This window comes from Aquabacterium humicola, assembly GCF_030167915.1.
GTDB lineage: Bacteria > Pseudomonadota > Gammaproteobacteria > Burkholderiales > Burkholderiaceae_C > Pseudaquabacterium > Pseudaquabacterium humicola.
Genome location: NZ_JARGNB010000001.1, coordinates 1497717 through 1513437, shown reverse-complemented (window position 1 = coordinate 1513437; position 15721 = coordinate 1497717). Strand labels below are relative to the sequence as shown.

The window sequence follows — 15721 nt, the reverse complement described above, 5'->3', positions numbered from 1 at the left end:
CCAACAGGAGTTTCAAGACATGGCATCTTTCAATAGCACTGTCATCGCTCGAGTTGCCGCTGCGCTGTATGACCTGCAGCTGGGCAACGAGACGATGGACTGGGCGCTCGAACAGGCGAACGCCTCCGGTGGCGTGGCCTCGGTCGTGCAGTCCGTCTACAACGCCGACTTCGCGGGCATGACCTATGCGCAAGTCGCGCAGAAGATCGTTGCCAACGTCGGCATCTCCGGCGCGGTTGCCAGCATCGCCGAAGGGGCTGTCGTTGATGTCCTGAACGCTGGCGGCGCCGGCCACGAAGGCCAGTCGATCGTCACGATCCTGAATGCCTTCGCCGGCATGACCGCCCACTCGAACGCCGACGTCGCCGCTGCGGCCCGCGCGTTCAACGCACAGATCTCGGCTGCCGTCGCCTACGCGGCGATCGACGACACCACCGACGTGCCGGTCCACACCACCGCCGGCAAGCTGTTCACGCTGACCGCTGAAACCGCGGCCGGCGCCGACGTCATGCGCCTGACCGGCGACCAGGACGTCCGCATCGACTTCACGAACCCCGCCAACCAGGTCATCGGCCTGGACCTCGACGGCGACGGCGTGATCGAATTCAACGGTGGCGAGCGCAGCATCACCGGTGTCGCGGCGAACTTCGAGATCGTCGACGCCTACGCGCGCAACCCGCTCGACCACACCGACACCGCGAACAACTTCCTCGGTGACATCTACTACGACGGCACCGCCTTCGACGGCGACGGCGTCTCGACCAACGGCAACATCTTCCTGGGTGGTCTGGGTACCGACACCGCGTTCGGCGGCGTCGGCAACGACTTCCTGGCCGGCGGTGGCATCGCCCAAGGCCGCACGGGCCGCGACTACCTGAGCGGCAACCGCAACGCCGACTTCTTCTTCGCCGAGTTCTCGGGCATCGACGCCACCGACGGCAGCACGCTGCTGATCGACGGCGGCATCACGTCGGACGACGAGTCCGCCGGCAACAACCAGAGCGCCGAAGACAACGACTGGCTGCTGTTCGAAGCGTCGGACGACGACGAGCCGGTCCGCATCTGGCTGAACAACGACAACACCACGTCGCTCGACGACCGCGATGGCGCGGACGGCCTGTTCGACGACATGGGTCGTGTGCTGTCGCGTTCGGGCGAAAGCATGCAGCTCGACGACGTCGAGAACGTGGACGCCTCGGGCAACCTGTACGGCTTCCTCGATGACGTGGATGTCGAGATCGGCGGCCGCGCGGTCGACACGCGCGACGAGGCCGGCGCCAGCAACTACGGCATCGGCTCCTCGGCCCAGCTGTGGATCTCGGGCAGCAACGTCTCGAACATCATCATCGCCGGCTACGACAACGACTACGTCGAAGGCCGCGACGGTGCCGACCTGCTGATGGGTGGCAACCTCAACCACCTGAACAACCCCAACCTCACGGGCATCTGGAACAACGGCCGTGACGAGCTGATCGGCGGCGCTGATGCCGACGACATCGTCTTCGAGACCGACGGCGGCATCTACGAAGGTGGCGCGGAGCAGGGCCTGGGCTCGACTGGCTCGAACGCTGGCCCCACTCCGGACGACGACGGTTCGGGTGACACGCTGTGGCTGACGCGCGAAGCCTTCGGCACGCGCACGGTTTCCGATGTCACCAGTGACGGCACGGTCCGCATGGACCTGGCGGTTGGCCTGGTCGGCGGCCTGGCCAACGCCGCCGGCTACGGCGGTGCGGACAAGAACGCCGCAACCGGCAACTACACGTCGGACCAGACCCTGTACAAGGCCGGCTATGCCCGCGCCCAGGTGCAGGACTTCGACAATGTGATCGCCACCGGCCTCGGCTCGGTCGATTACCTGGCCGCCGGCGCCAATGATCCGGAACTGGTCTTTGCCAACCAGCAGAACCACTTCGCCTTCACCGGCAACCTGGACCTGCGTGGCAATGGCAACGACAACACGCTGTACGCCGTCGGCGGCGCCGACGTGCTGGAAGGCCGCATGGGCAACGACGCCCTGTCCGGCGGTGACGGCAACGACGACTTCATCTTCTTCCTGCAGGTCGCGGAAGGCGACGGCGTGGACGTGATCCACCGCCAGACCGATGCCAACGGCGACAACCTGTGGGACACCGACGCCGCGGGCAATGGCCTGTTCGAGCGTGACTTCAACATCGGCGGCAGCAGCACCACCGGCCCGTCGAAGCTGATCGTCGACCTCGGCACGACCGACCTGTCGTCGCCGGACGTCGCGCTGACCTCGTTCACCATCAAGATCGGCGGCGCCACCGGCACCGTGTTCTCGGTGACCGACTCGGCCGCGCTGATCGCCGCGACCAGCGCCGCCGCCGTGGCTGCCCTGGTGAACACCGCCTACCAGGCGATCGACGCCAAGGTGACCGCGGTCGCCATCGGCAACACGATCGTCGTGACCGACACCGGTGGCCGTGACATCTCCGACACCGTGGCCGAAGGTTATGCCGTCGGCGGCGTGGTGTCGAACGGTGCGTTCTCGGCGCTCGCCACGTACCAGGCTCCTGGCACGTCGACCACCAAGGACCGCCTGATCTACAACTCGTACGAAGACCGCCTCGACGCCGAGAGCACCAACGACGACGCGACGATCGGCAGCCAGATCTCGCTGGGCGCTGATGCCTACGCCGAAGACCTGGTGGCCAACTTCGAAGACGAAGACGGCGACGGCGTCGCCACGACCCGTCTGGCCGAAGACCAGGCCTACACGCTGCGCTTCACGAACCTGACGACGGAAGACATCGTCACGATCGCCGTCAACGGCGTGAAGTACACGCTGCAAGTCGGCGTCGACCTCGACGGCAACCCGATCGCGGCGGAAGACGGCGAAGGCGGCGACACGCAAGCCGGCATCCAGACGGCCTTCCTGGCCCGCCTGAACGCCTTCATCAACAGCTTCATGGACGACGACACGTCGGCCGGCGAGGTGGCGTCCGCGTTCAACGGCGTCGACACGCTCACGCTGACGCAGGCCGACTACCAGGGCGAAGAGACCGTCTTCATGGTCACGCCGGTCGTCACGCTGGGCAACCAGTCGGGCGGCGAGCCGGCCAAGGTCACCGTCACGAACGTCTCGCAGCACGAAGTCGAGCTGCTGGACTTCGACGGCCGCAACGGCGAACTGAACGAGACCAACGTCCTGTTCTGGGGTGCCGAGAAGACCAACCGCGCTGAACTGTCGACCGCCAAGGCCGCCGGCGATACGCTGACGGGCTACGAAGCGATCGTCGTCGACGTGGGGGCCAACAACCTGCAGGACGTGATCTTCGGCACGACCACCGCGGTCGTGAACAACACGATCACCAACACCCCGATCGCTGCCATCCCGAATGGCGTCGCGATCCACGGTGACGACTTCCTGATCGGCGGCGCCGGCCTCGACACCATCAGCGGTGGCACCGGCGACGACCGCGTCGAAGGCTCGGTGGGCGGCAACGGCACCTCGACCTGGGACACGCTGGACGGCGGCAAGAACTTCTACGCCGTTCAAGTGCTGGGCGAAGCGCAAGCGCGCGTCTACGTGCTGAACCACTGGGAATCGCAGAACCCGAGCAAGGTTGCCGCGCTGAGCAGCCTGACGATCTCGTCGATCACGCTGATCGACCAGACCGAGTCGGGCAGCGGTGCCGTGAGCGGCCGTTTCGACGACACGCTGCAGTTCACGCAGAAGCTGTTCACCCCGGGCGTCACCCGCTTCACGATCACGCTGGACAACTTCACGTTGACCGGCGGCGTGGTCGAGCTGCGCAATGACGGCGCCGGCACGGTCGGCGTCGACATGGACGGCAACGGCGTCATCGAGTCGTGGACCCGCTTCACGAACTTCGAGAACATCCGCACCGTCTCCGGCACGGGCAATGCCATCGCCAACGACGGCCAGGGCAACGACACGCTGAACGTCTCGGCGCTGTCGTCGGCCACGACCGGCGCGAACGGCGTGATGTACAACCTGACCAACGACGTGGTCAACGGCTTCGCCGCCGGCTCTGTGACCTACAGCGCCAACGCCCACGCCAGCCTGACGAAGCCGGCGATCACCGACTTCGAGTCGCTGGTCATCCGCGTCGACGGCGTCGAAAGCGTGATCGGTGGCACCGGTGACGACCTGCTGGTGATCGACGAAACCGAAGCCGCCAAGAACAACACGTTCACCGGCGACCTCGGCGACGACCGCATCATCTACCAGAACGACCTGGGCACCATCGTCGGCGAGCCGACCATCACGATCGCGGTGGACAACGTCGCGGCCAGCCTCGGCGGCACCGACACCGTCACCAGCACCGCCGGCCGCGTGGGCACCACGCAAGCCGTCGACACGCTGAACGGCGTCGAGTTCATCTCGCTGGAAGCCAACACGGCCGAAAGCGTGCGTGAGAACGACGTGCTGGATGTGTCGGCCATCAACGGCGCGCAAGTCAGCTACGTCGACGGCACCGTGAAGTCGGGTGGCACCACCCACGTCACCATCGACGGCCTGGTTCAGATCGAGCGCGTGAACGGCGGCGGCGGCAACGACACCGTCTTCGTCGCTGACTCGGCGCTGATGGACGACAACGCCCGCGAAGACATCGCCAACGGTACGCCGGACCAGAACATCCTGTTCATGACGTACCTGGACTTCGACGACCTGAACACCAACGCGACGACCCGCAAGTCGTTCGCGGCTCAGGTGGCCGACGACACGGTGACCAACGTCATCAACCAGGGCGAGTTCACGTTCGCGCTGAGCAACAGCGGTGCCGGTACCGAGACGGGTGACCGTGTCGACTACAGCGCCGAAGACGGCCGCATCATCGTTCCGGTGGGTCAGGGCAGCGCCACGGCGCCGCAGTACGTGGTGGTCAGCGGCGACGCCGACACCAGCATCACCGACCAGGGCTCCCGCGTCGACATCCTGCGCAGCGTCGAGGAAATCGTCGCCGCGACGGGTCCGTCGGTGATGGACTTCACCGGCGTCGGCGCCGCTCGCCAGATCACCTTCCAGTACGCCGCGCCCTCGGGCAACCCGGCCGAAAACCAGGTGCTCGAGCAGACGGTCCGCATCGCCGACGCGACGGGCAACACCGTCGCCGGCCTGACCGGCTTCATCGAGAAGTGGACGTACAACAAGACCACGTCTGCCGTGGCCGACGCGACCTGGAACCAGATCGAAGGTGGTGACTCCGCCGAGACGGTGATCTACCAGGGCAGCGAAGACCTGGTGAACCAGTCCGGTCTGGACCACCGCTTCACGACCGACGTGCTGACCCTGCGTGGCGGTGCGAACGAAGTGCGCTACTCGCCGCTCGAGACCTCGGTCTCGGCGGTGATCACGGTGACGGAAGAGAACCTGGCGACGACGAACGTCTCGGAAGGCCTCATCAACGCCGTCGTGACCTTCCAGGACGGCCTGGGCGTCAATGCGCCAAGCGGCACCTTCCTGGGTGGCATGCACACCATCACCTCGCACACCTCGGACAACACGACGGCTTCGGGCAGCCTGAAGATCGAAGGTTCGCAGGACGCGGAAGACGTGGTGCAGTTCGCGGGCCTCGGCTCGAAGACCTTCATCCTCGGCTCGTCGCCGGGCGTGATCACGGTCAACATCGGCACCTCGACCTCGATGACCCTCACCGGCTTCGAGTTCATCCAGGACGCCGCTTCGAACGACCTGTACAACTTCGCCTCGCTGGTGGGCGTGACGGGCCTGACGCTGCTGGACACCGCTGGTGATCACGACGTCATCAAGGTCAACAACGACGCGGCTGCAGCGGCCTTCAACGGCGGCATCGCGGGCAACACGACGATCGACCTGGGCGAACTCAACGAGTTCTTCCTGTACGACTTCGACGTGCTGGACCTCAGCGCCGTCAACCTGGCCACGCTGACCACGATCAACGGCTCGGACGGCACCGAAGTCATCGCTCCGGCGGTGCAGGACGGTGGCGGCGACGACGAACTGGTGATCGGCACGCTGGGCACTGCGGCGACGACGACGGTCAACGACTTCGAAGCCGTGGTCGTCTCGAACGCCACGATCGCCTCGCACGGCACCAGCTTCGTGCTGAACACCAGCGCCAACTCGCTGGTGATCGGCGCCAAGACGCTGCAGTTCAACGGCAACATGAACACGCTGAGCTTCGCCGGCACCGTGTTCGCCACCACCCCGGTCCCGCATGCGACGACTGGCGTGGCGGTGACCATGGTCGGCAACGAAGCCGTGACGATCTGGGGCAGCGATGCCGCGGACACGATCACGACCAACGGCGGCAACGACACCCTGCGTGGTGGCATGGGCAACGACACCCTCAGCGGCGGCTTCCAGGCTGCGGTGGGCCCGTCGTACGTGGCGACCTTCACCGGCGGCGCTTCGGTGCTGACGGCGAACGGCGACAACGTGACGGTGGCCGGCGCGACCATCACGGCCGCGGCGGCTCCGGCAGCGTTCAACCCGGCTGCGGCCTCGAACCAGATCGCCACGGGCGCTGATTCGGACCAGGTCGGTGCGATGTTCGCGTCGCTGAACCTGGCGACGTGGGTCGCTGCGCTGCAGACCGCTGGCGCGACCGCTGCTGAAGCGGGCGCACTGACCGGTGTGACGTACAACGCCGTGTCGAACCAGCTGAGCTTCGCGTTCAACAACTCGGCGAACGCCGCGACGATCCTGATCACCGACTTCCAGACGGGCCAGGATCTGACGGGCGGCACGATCACCGTGACCGAGGCCTTCACGGCCCTGGCCCCGGCGGTCGACAGCGCCGACACGTTCGTGTTCGAAGCCACCGCGGCCCTGAACGGTGCTGACACGCTGAACCAGGTCGACCTGACCGACACCTTCAACTTCAGCGCCTTCCTGGGCGCCGGCAACGGTGGCGGCACGGTCGAGACGTTCACGTACAGCGGCGCGGGCACGTTCTCGCCGGCTGGCGCGACCGACCTGGTCGTCGTTGCGAACAAGGGCGGCCTGGCCGCTTCCGACTTCGCCGCGGCCGCCACGGCTGGCAAGTTCAACATCGCCGACGGCGACATCGCGGTCTTCGCGGTCTCGGCTGACGCGACCGGTGCCGGCGGTACGGCGGGCAACCAGTCCTGGCTGCTGTACTACGTCAGCAATGGCGCGACGGCCGGTGTGGGTGACCTGACGGTCAGCCTGGTCGGCACGGTGAACAGCACGGTCGAACTGACCGCCGCTGACGTCGCCGGCATGCTGTAAGCCAGCGTTCCCAAGGGCCGCGCCAGCGCGGCCCGACGAATCGCCAAGACCGCCCCGGGCAACCGGGGCGGTTTTTTTATTGCCCGAATGACGCGGCACCCCACATTCGGGGGGCGGGATCAGGATGTCCCGTTCGTGGTGACACGCATCACAACCTGATCGTCATGACAACAACACAATCACCACATACCCTCCAGACAACTGCTCCGACACCATGCCCCCGCCGCCCGCCACCGCCGACTACCCGCTCGAACGCCCGATGCAGCACCACGCGTCGCCGGTCGCCAAGGTGATGCCGCGTCAGGTGGAAAGCAGGGCGCGTGTGGTGTCCCGGCGCTCGCTGCCCGGCAAGGACTTTCTGCAGCGCCTGCGCGAAGCCGGTCTCTGAGGGCGCTCGGTCCACCGCGGCACCGGTGAATGCCCGGCACCCGGGCAGCTCGTCCGCTCCACTACAATTTCGCGCTCCCGGCGACACGCCGGCCGCACTCGGTCGTGCCGTCCAGCGACACGACCTCTCCCCGCCAGCCGGGGCCACCTCCTCCTCAGAAGTCAAATTTCCATGGCTAACAAGCAAGTTGTCTTCACCGACCGCATCGTCGGTGTCTCGATCCAGAACGGCCTCGTGCGCATCGAGCTGGCCACCATCGCCGGCCCGGCCAAGACCAAGGAAGGCAAGGACGGCATGCGCATGGACATCACGCACCAGCTGGTGATGCCGATCGACGCGTTCGCTGCCGGCTTCAACATGCAGCAGAAGCTGGTCAACGAGATCGCCAAGCAACAGCAGAAGCGCGCGGCGAAGTCCGGCGCCAAGGCCGAAGGCAAGGACGCGGCCCCGGCGGCCTGACCCGGCGACGCCCACCACACTGCCAGGCCCTGACGGTCCCGACCGTCGGGGCCTTCGACCTTCATGCTCCAGAAGATCAGCCTGCGTTTCGATCCGGTCGAAGACCGGCTGGTGCTGCGCCTGACCGTCAAGACCTCGGCCGGCCCCGTCGATCACTGGCTGCTGCTGACGCGCCGCCTGTGCGTCGGCTGGCGCCGCGACCTGCAGGCGATGGTCGACATGTCCGCAGCACTGCCCGAGCGCATGGACCGCGCGGCCAAGGCGGCCGTCTCTTCGGCCCACCACCAGGCCCTCGCCAGCCAGGTGCCGACGCGCACGGAAGCCGCGGAGCCTGTCGTCGAGCAGCCCGCCGAACGCCCGCCGATGCTGGTCACGAAGATCGAATGCGGGCGCCGCCGCGGCGATGGCCGCTGGGTGCTCAACTTCGAGCTGCGGGACGGCCCGCCGCTGACCATGGTGGTGGCTGATCCGACCTTGCATGCGCTGGTCGATGCCGTCTCGCGTCGCGTCGCCGCCGCCGGCTGGAACTTGCCCCCGATCGCCAGCGAACGCGCCCCCGTGAATCCGCATCCGGCAGCACCTTTGCACTGAATCCGAAGGACACGGCAGAAGTCGATTGACTTCATATAGGACTTGGCTATGATCCGCGTCCTATATGAATTCCGTCGTTCGCCTCGCGCTGAACACCGACGCAGCGCAGGCGCAGCGGCTGGTGGCGCTGCAGCACGCGTTCTCGGCGGTCTGCAACGCACTGGCGCCGCTGGTGCAGCAGACCCGCTGCTGGAACCGGGTCGCGCTGCACCACATGGCGTACAAGCAACTGCGGCAACAGTTTCCGGGGCTCGGCTCGCAGATGGTCTGCAATGCGATCTACTCCGTCTCCCGCTCCAGCCGCATCGTCTACCAGCATCCGCAGAGTCCGTTCAACCTGGCCCGCCTCGGCGACCGACCGCTGCCGCGCCTGCAGTTCCTGCCCCAGTCGCCCGTGTACTTCGATCGCCACACGCTGAGCATCAAGGACGGCCAAGCATCGATGTACACGCTCGACGGCCGCATGCGCTTCCAGCTGAACCTCGGCGCCGGCGACGAACAGCGCTTCCGCCATGACAAGCTGCGCGAGATCGTGCTCGCCTCGAAGGGCAGCACCTTCACGCTGAGCTTCCACTTCGCCGATGCCGACGGCGCGGAAGAGGAAGCCCAGCCGGCCGCAGCGGCCAGTGCCGACCTGCCCGAGTACGTCGTCGTCACGCAGGACGACCCCGCGGCCATGCCGCCCCCCCTTCGAACCGGCGCCCCGCGTCTGAGCCCATGAACCCGCCACGCCAACCTTCCGGCCCGACGTCCCTGCTGCGCGACGCGCTGATGTCGCAGCGCCCGCTGATGATCCAGGCGGCCTGGATCAGCGTCGCGACCGGCCTGCTCGCACTGACGCCCTCGTGGTTCATGTTCGAGGTCTACGGCCGCGTGCTGAACAGCCGCAATGCCACCACGCTCGGGATGCTGGTGCTGATGGTGCTCGGTGTGTACGTCGTGATGGAACTGCTCGACCTCGTGCGCGCCCGCGCGCTGCACCGGATCGGCGAACAGTTCGAGCACAAGGTCCGCGCGCGCCTGTTCGATGTCGCGTTCGACGCCAACCTGCGGCGCGCCCCCGGCGGTTCGCCGCAACCCTTCACCGACCTGAAGACCGTGCGCGACTTCATCAGCACGCCGGCCGTGACCGCGGTGCTCGACACACCGGCGGCAGCCGTCTGCCTGCTGCTGCTGTTCGCGATCAGCCCCTGGCTCGGCGTGCTGGCGCTGATCGGCGCCATGCTGCAGGCCGGCCTCGCGCTGCTCACCGAGAAGCGCACGATGCCGCTGCTGACCGAGGCCATCCAGTCCTCGATCCAGGCCCAGGCCTACGCGAACAGCACGCTGCGCAATACGCAGGTCATCGAGTCGATGGGCATGCTGGGCCAGATCCGCGCGCGCTGGCTGCGCACGCAGCGCCGCTTCCTCGCGAAGCAGGCGATGGCGTCGGACTACGGCGGCATGACGGCCACCACCGCGAAGCTGATCCAGACGATGCAGAGCTCGATGCTGCTCGGCGCCGCCTGCTGGGTGATGCTGCATGACGGCCTGTGGGGCGGCGCCGGCATGCTGATCGTCGCGTCGATCCTCGGCGGCCGGGTGCTGCAGCCGCTCGCCCAGCTGGTCAGCCAGTGGCGGCTGCTGATCGGCGCGCGCGATGCCTATGCCCGCCTCGACCAGCTGCTCGGCAAGGCGCCCGAGAAGACCGACCAGATGCCGCTGCCGGCGCCCACCGGTGTGCTGACGGCCGAGAACTTGGTGGCCGGTGCGCCGGGCGCCGCCGCGCCGATCCTGCGCGGCGTGACCTTCAATGCGCGCCCCGGCGAAGTCGTCGCGGTGATCGGCCCGTCGGCCGCCGGCAAGAGCACGCTCGCCCGCCTGCTGGTCGGCGTGTGGCCCGCGGCCGCCGGCAAGGTGCGCCTCGACGGCGCCGACATCTACGCCTGGAACAAGGCCGAGCTGGGGCCCCACCTGGGCTACCTGCCGCAGTTCGTCGAGCTCTTCGACGGCACTGTCGCCGAGAACATCGCCCGCTTCGGCAAGGTCGACATGGACAAGGTGCGCGAAGCCGCGCAGCTGGTCGGCATGACCGAGACCATCGAGGCGCTGCCGCAGGGCTTCGAGACCCGCATCGGCGACGACGGCGCGGTGCTGTCCGGCGGCCAGCGCCAGCGCATCGGCCTGGCGCGCGCCGCCTACGGCAACCCGACCTTCCTGGTGCTCGACGAACCCAACGCCAGCCTCGACGAAGCGGGCGAGAAGGCCCTGCTGCAGATGCTGCACGCGCTGAAGGCCCGTCGCGCGACGGTGATCGCGATCACCCACCGAACCACCCTGCTGCCCGCCGCGGACAAGCTGCTGGTGCTCAACGAAGGCCAGGTGGCCTCGTTCGGCCCGCGCGACGAAGTGCTGGCGGCCCTGAAGAAGGCCAACGACCAGGCCCGCGCCCAGATGGAAGCCATCGCCCAGAAAGCCGCCGCCCAGCGCGTGCAAGCCCTGCCCGGGAGCGCCGCATGAAGAACGCCGCCTTCTTCGAGCGCAGCGCGCTCGGCCGCACGCTCGCGCGTTTCCGGCGCGAGCTCGCGTGGGTCGCCGTCTTCAGCATGTTCGCGAACCTGCTGATGCTGACGCCGACCATCTACATGATGCAGGTCTACGACCGGGTGATGGTCAGCGGCAGCGAATACACGCTGGCGGCCGTGTCGCTGATCACCGTGATGCTGTTCCTCGTGATGGCGTTCGCCGAGTGGGCCCGCTCGCGGCTGCTGGTGCGCGCCGGCGCGCGTTTCGACGAAGCGCTGAACGGCGAGGTCTTCGACGCCAGCTTCGAGTCCAGCCTGAACGGCGCGAACCGCAGCCCGCTGCAGGCCTTCGGCGACCTGACGAACCTGCGCCAGTTCCTGACCGGCAACGGCACCTTCGCGCTCGTCGACCTGCCGTGGACCCCGGTGTACATCGCGGTGATGTTCCTGATGCACCCGTGGCTCGGCTGGACCTCGATCGCCTTCGCGGTCGTGATGCTGGTGCTGGCGATCGTCGGCAACCGCATCGCGGCGCCGGGCTACAAGAAGGTCAACGACGTGCAGATGGAGTCCACCGGCTACCTGCAGAGCAAGCTGCGCAACGCGGAGACCGCGCACGCGCTGGGCATGCTGGACAACCTGCGCCGCCACTGGCTGGCGATCCAGCAGCGGCTGGTGCAGGTGCAGGGCGAAGCGGCCGAGCGCACGCACCGCATGCAGGCGATCACCAAGTACGTGCAGTACAGCCAGCAGTCGCTGATGCTCGCGCTCGGCGCGCTGCTGGCGATCGACGGCCAGATCTCTGCCGGCGCGATGATCGCCGCGAACGCGCTGATGGGCAATGCGCTGCGCCCGATCAGCCTGGTCGTGCAGACCTGGAAGCAGTTCGTCGACACGCGCCAGTCCTACGCGCGGCTGGAAAAGCTGCTGGAGGACCACCCCGCGCGCGAAGCCACGCACGTCGGCGACGAGGTCCGCGGCCAGCTGACGCTGCGCCAGCTGCAGGCCACGGCGCCGGGCCGGGAACTGCCGATCCTCAAGGGCCTGGACGTCGAGTTCCGCGCCGGCGAGGTGGTCGCGATCCTGGGCCCCTCGGGTGCCGGCAAGTCGACGCTGGCCCGCTGCCTCGTCGGCATATGGCCCGATGTGAGCGGCCAGGTGCTGCTCGACGGCCACCCGCTGCAGGAGTGGTCGCGCGAGGCGCTGGGGCCGCACATCGGCTACCTGCCGCAGGACATCGAGCTCTTCGACGGCACGATCGCCGAGAACATCGCGCGCTTCCAGCCCGACCGCTCCGAGCAGGTCATCGAGGCGGCCAAGCGCACCGGCATCCACGAGATGATCCTGCGCCTGCCCAAGGGCTACGACACGCCGATGGGCGAGGCCGGCGGCATGCTCTCGGGCGGCCAGCGCCAGCGCATCGGCCTGGCGCGCGCGATCCTCGGCGATCCGGAGCTCGTGGTGCTCGACGAGCCCAACGCCAACCTCGACGACGCCGGCGAACAGGCGCTGGTGCGCACCGTGCGCGAACTGAAGAACCGCGGCCGCACGGTCTTCATGATCGTGCACCAGCAGCACCTGCTGGCCGCCGCCGACCGCGCGCTGTTCCTGGAGAACGGCCAGATCACGCGCTTCCTGCCGCTGGTCGCGCAGAACCAGGCCAACCCGGGCGCGCTGGCGCCGGTCCCGAATCCGAATCCGGCCCGCGCCGGCCAGAACAACTGAGTTTGAGCGAGGGGCGCCGGCATGACGGCGCTCCACTGCAAGAGGCAAGACCATGACCACGACCACCAAAACGCTGCAGCTCGGGGATTCCGCCGGCGCTGGCCCGGCGAAGGACATCACCGACCTCGACGACGTCGAGCTGAAGACCGACACCAAGCCGGTCACCCGCCTCGGCTTCTGGGTGCTGATCGTCGGCTTCGGCCTGTTCCTGCTGTGGGCCGCGTTCGCGCCGCTCGACGAGGGCGTCGCGGCCCCGGCCACCGTGTCGATCGAGACGCGGCGCAAGACCATCCAGCACATGCAGGGCGGCGTCATCCAGCGCGTGCTGGTCAAGGAGGGCCAGCAGGTCCAGCAGGGTGACGTGCTGATCTCGCTCGACGACGCGGCGACGCGCGCCGCCTATTCGGCGATCCGGCAGAACTACCTCGCCCAGCGCGCCATGGAAAGCCGGCTGCTGGCCGAAGTGAGCGGCGCCAGCGCGATCAGCTTCCATCCCGACCTGACCGCCGCCAAGGACCCGCAGGCCCTGCAGCACATGCAGGTGCAGCAGCAGCTGTTCTCGTCGCGCCGCGCCGCGCAGTCGAACGAGATCGCCGCCGCGCGCCAGACGATCGCCGGCCTGGAGGGCCAGATCACCGGCATGCAGCGCATGCTGGAGAGCCGCAAGGCGCAGGCGTCGCTGCAGTCCAAGCAGCTGAGCAATGTGCAGGCGCTGGCCGAGGAGGGCTTCGCGCCGCGCAACCAGGCGCTGGCGCTCGAGCAGTCGCAGGCCGAGCTCACCACCTCGCTGTCCGAGCTGATGACCAGCATCCAGCGGCTGCACAGCGGCATCGCCGAGACGCGCCTGCGCATCGCGCAGCGCGAGCAGGAGTTCCTGAAGGAAGTCTCCGGCCAGCTCGCCGAGGTGCGCCGCGAGGTGCAGGCCAACGAAGAGCGCCTGGCGGCCGTCACCGCCGAGCTCGGCCGCACGCAGATCAAGGCGCCGGTGGCCGGCCAGGTCATCGGCATGGGCATCAGCACGGCCGGCGGCGTGGTAACGCCGGGCCAGCGCCTGATGGACATCGTGCCGAAGGGCGAATCGCTGCTGCTCGACGCCAAGGTGCCGCCGCACGCGATCGACCGCGTCAAGGTCGGCGAGAAGACCGAGGTCCGCTTCACGGCCTTCGCCGATTCGCCGCAGCTGGTGGTGCACGGCAAGGTCGTCTCGCTGGCCGGCGACGCGATCAACGAGCAGGTCGGCAACGGCATCGTGTCGTACTACCTGGCGCGCGTCGAGCTGACGCCCGAGGGCATGAAGTCCCTGGGCAACCGCAACCTGCAGCCCGGCATGACGGCCGAAGTGCTCGTCAAGACCGGCGAGCGCTCGCTGCTGACCTACCTGCTGCACCCGCTGATCAAGCGCGTCGCGGCAGCGATGACGGAGGAGTGACCATGCGGCGTCGGACCGACCACCGCCTGAAGCGCGCGGCGATCGCCGTGCTGGCCCTTGCCGGCGCGCTGATCGCCGGCACCTCCCACGCGATGAGCTTCGCCGAAGCCTACGCGGCGGCGCGCAACAGCGACCCGAACTTCCGCTCGGCCGGCTTCGAGCTGGAATCGCAGCGCCAGGCCGTGCCGATCGCGCGTTCGAACCTGCTGCCGCAGGTCAACGTCAACGTCTCGCGCGCCGACGTCTCCGGCAGCCGCTCGTTCTACAACGGCGGCAACCAGGAGGTCCGGACGCAACTGGACTACTCGTCGCCGCAGAGCTCGCTGCAGGCCCGCATGGCGCTGTTCAACCGCGAAGCCTCCAAGCGCTACGAGCAGGCGCAGGCCCAGGTCGACGTCGCCGAGTCGGTGTACCGCTCGCGCGCGCTCGAGCTGATCGACCGCCTCGGCACCGCCTACATGCAGGTGCTGCTGGCCGACGAGAACAAGGGGCTGGCGGATGCACAGCTGGTCGCCGCGCAGGCGCAGCTGACACGCGCCGAGCAGCGCTTCAAGCGCGGCGAGGGCACGCGCACCGAGCAGGCGCTGGCGCAGGCCCAGGCCGACGTCAGCAGGGTGCGGGTGATCGAAGCGGCCGACGCGCGCGAAGTGGCACGCCGCGGGCTCAAGCGCCTGATCGGGCGCGACGTGCCGCCGCTGAACCAGCCCGCGGCGGATTTCATGCCGGGCCCGCTGGAGCCGGGCGGACTGTTCGAGTGGATCGAGATCGCGGTGCGCAACAGCGCCACCGTGCGCGCGCGCGAGCAGAGCGTGATGGTCGCCCGTCTCAACATCGAGCGCCAGTCCGCCGCGCACTATCCGCGCCTCGACCTCGTCGCCAGCATCTCGCGCAACGAGAACGACTCGGTCAACAACCTCGGCCAGACCAACATCCTGAAGAGCCTGGGCATGCAGCTGTCGGTGCCCATCTACAGCGGCGGCGGCATCGATGCCAGCGTCAAGCAGGCGGTGGCCGAACGCCAGCGCGCCGAGGAAGACCTGCGTGCCGAGCGCGAGACGGTCGAGCTGGAGGTGCAGCGCAACTTCCAGAACGTCGTCAATGGCGCCGAGCGTGTGCAGGCCTACAAGCGCGCCGCCGAGTCCAGCGAAGTGGCCTACCGCGGCGCGGTGCGCGCGCAGGAAGCCGGCCTCGGCACCACGGCCGACGTGCTGGACGCGCTGAGCCGCCAGTACCTCGCGCAGCGTGACCTCGCGCAGTCGCGCTACGAGTACCTGCTGTCGCGCCTGCGGCTGCAGTCGCTGTCCGGCCTGCCCATCGACGAGGTGGTGTCCGACTGCGACCGGCTGCTGAACCGCGCGCCCGCGCCCGCGCCCGCGCCCGCCAAACCCTGATGCAACGAG

Annotated in this window: 9 protein-coding genes; all 9 read left to right on the top strand. The window is 68.2% G+C overall.

Features of this window, described 5'->3' with window-relative positions; genetic code table 11:
* Positions 1–19: 19 nt before the first annotated feature.
* The 9 genes from P1K89_RS06695 (at position 20) to P1K89_RS06655 (ending at position 15712) form a co-directional block, all read left to right on the top strand.
* Complete coding sequence (locus P1K89_RS06695; protein ID WP_284615604.1) at positions 20–7225, top strand: calcium-binding protein; 7206 nt, start codon at positions 20–22, stop codon at positions 7223–7225.
* Between the two features lie 214 nt (positions 7226–7439).
* Positions 7440–7613 carry a hypothetical protein gene (locus tag P1K89_RS06690; RefSeq protein WP_284615603.1) on the top strand — a complete coding sequence of 58 codons (174 nt, stop codon included), beginning with the start codon at positions 7440–7442 and terminating at the stop codon, positions 7611–7613.
* 171 nt (positions 7614–7784) lie between these two features.
* Complete coding sequence (locus tag P1K89_RS06685) at positions 7785–8072, top strand: hypothetical protein (protein ID WP_284615602.1); 288 nt, start codon at positions 7785–7787, stop codon at positions 8070–8072.
* A gap of 63 nt (positions 8073–8135) precedes the next feature.
* Positions 8136–8663 (top strand): hypothetical protein, encoded by a 528-nt coding sequence (locus P1K89_RS06680; protein ID WP_284615601.1) that lies wholly within the window; start codon positions 8136–8138, stop codon positions 8661–8663.
* Between the two features lie 64 nt (positions 8664–8727).
* Positions 8728–9384, top strand: a complete 657-nt coding sequence (locus P1K89_RS06675) for a hypothetical protein (protein ID WP_284615600.1) — start codon at positions 8728–8730, stop codon at positions 9382–9384.
* On the top strand, positions 9381–11162 hold the full coding sequence (locus P1K89_RS06670; protein WP_284615599.1) for a type I secretion system permease/ATPase: 1782 nt from the start codon (positions 9381–9383) through the stop codon (positions 11160–11162). Before P1K89_RS06675 ends, P1K89_RS06670 begins: the two co-directional genes overlap by 4 nt.
* Positions 11159–12892 (top strand): type I secretion system permease/ATPase, encoded by a 1734-nt coding sequence (locus P1K89_RS06665; protein ID WP_284615598.1) that lies wholly within the window; start codon positions 11159–11161, stop codon positions 12890–12892. Before P1K89_RS06670 ends, P1K89_RS06665 begins: the two co-directional genes overlap by 4 nt.
* 52 nt (positions 12893–12944) lie before the next feature.
* Positions 12945–14321: an HlyD family type I secretion periplasmic adaptor subunit gene (locus P1K89_RS06660; RefSeq protein ID WP_284615597.1), complete on the top strand. Its 1377-nt coding sequence runs from the start codon at positions 12945–12947 to the stop codon at positions 14319–14321.
* Positions 14322–14323: 2 nt separating this feature from the next.
* Positions 14324–15712, top strand: coding sequence for a TolC family outer membrane protein (locus P1K89_RS06655; RefSeq protein WP_284615596.1), 1389 nt, complete (start codon positions 14324–14326; stop codon positions 15710–15712).
* The last annotated feature ends 9 nt before the right edge of the window (positions 15713–15721 follow it).

Excerpts from the sequence above, each read along its gene's own strand:
- P1K89_RS06680 (WP_284615601.1), top strand. The coding sequence starts at position 8,136 with ATGCTCCAGAAGATCAGCCTGCGTTTCGATCCGGTCGAAGACCGGCTG.
- P1K89_RS06665 (WP_284615598.1), top strand. The coding sequence starts at position 11,159 with ATGAAGAACGCCGCCTTCTTCGAGCGCAGCGCGCTCGGCCGCACGCTC.
- P1K89_RS06670 (WP_284615599.1), top strand. The coding sequence starts at position 9,381 with ATGAACCCGCCACGCCAACCTTCCGGCCCGACGTCCCTGCTGCGCGAC.
- P1K89_RS06685 (WP_284615602.1), top strand. The coding sequence starts at position 7,785 with ATGGCTAACAAGCAAGTTGTCTTCACCGACCGCATCGTCGGTGTCTCG.
- P1K89_RS06690 (WP_284615603.1), top strand. The coding sequence starts at position 7,440 with ATGCCCCCGCCGCCCGCCACCGCCGACTACCCGCTCGAACGCCCGATG.
- P1K89_RS06655 (WP_284615596.1), top strand. The coding sequence starts at position 14,324 with ATGCGGCGTCGGACCGACCACCGCCTGAAGCGCGCGGCGATCGCCGTG.
- P1K89_RS06660 (WP_284615597.1), top strand. The coding sequence starts at position 12,945 with ATGACCACGACCACCAAAACGCTGCAGCTCGGGGATTCCGCCGGCGCT.
- P1K89_RS06695 (WP_284615604.1), top strand. The coding sequence starts at position 20 with ATGGCATCTTTCAATAGCACTGTCATCGCTCGAGTTGCCGCTGCGCTG.
- P1K89_RS06675 (WP_284615600.1), top strand. The coding sequence starts at position 8,728 with ATGAATTCCGTCGTTCGCCTCGCGCTGAACACCGACGCAGCGCAGGCG.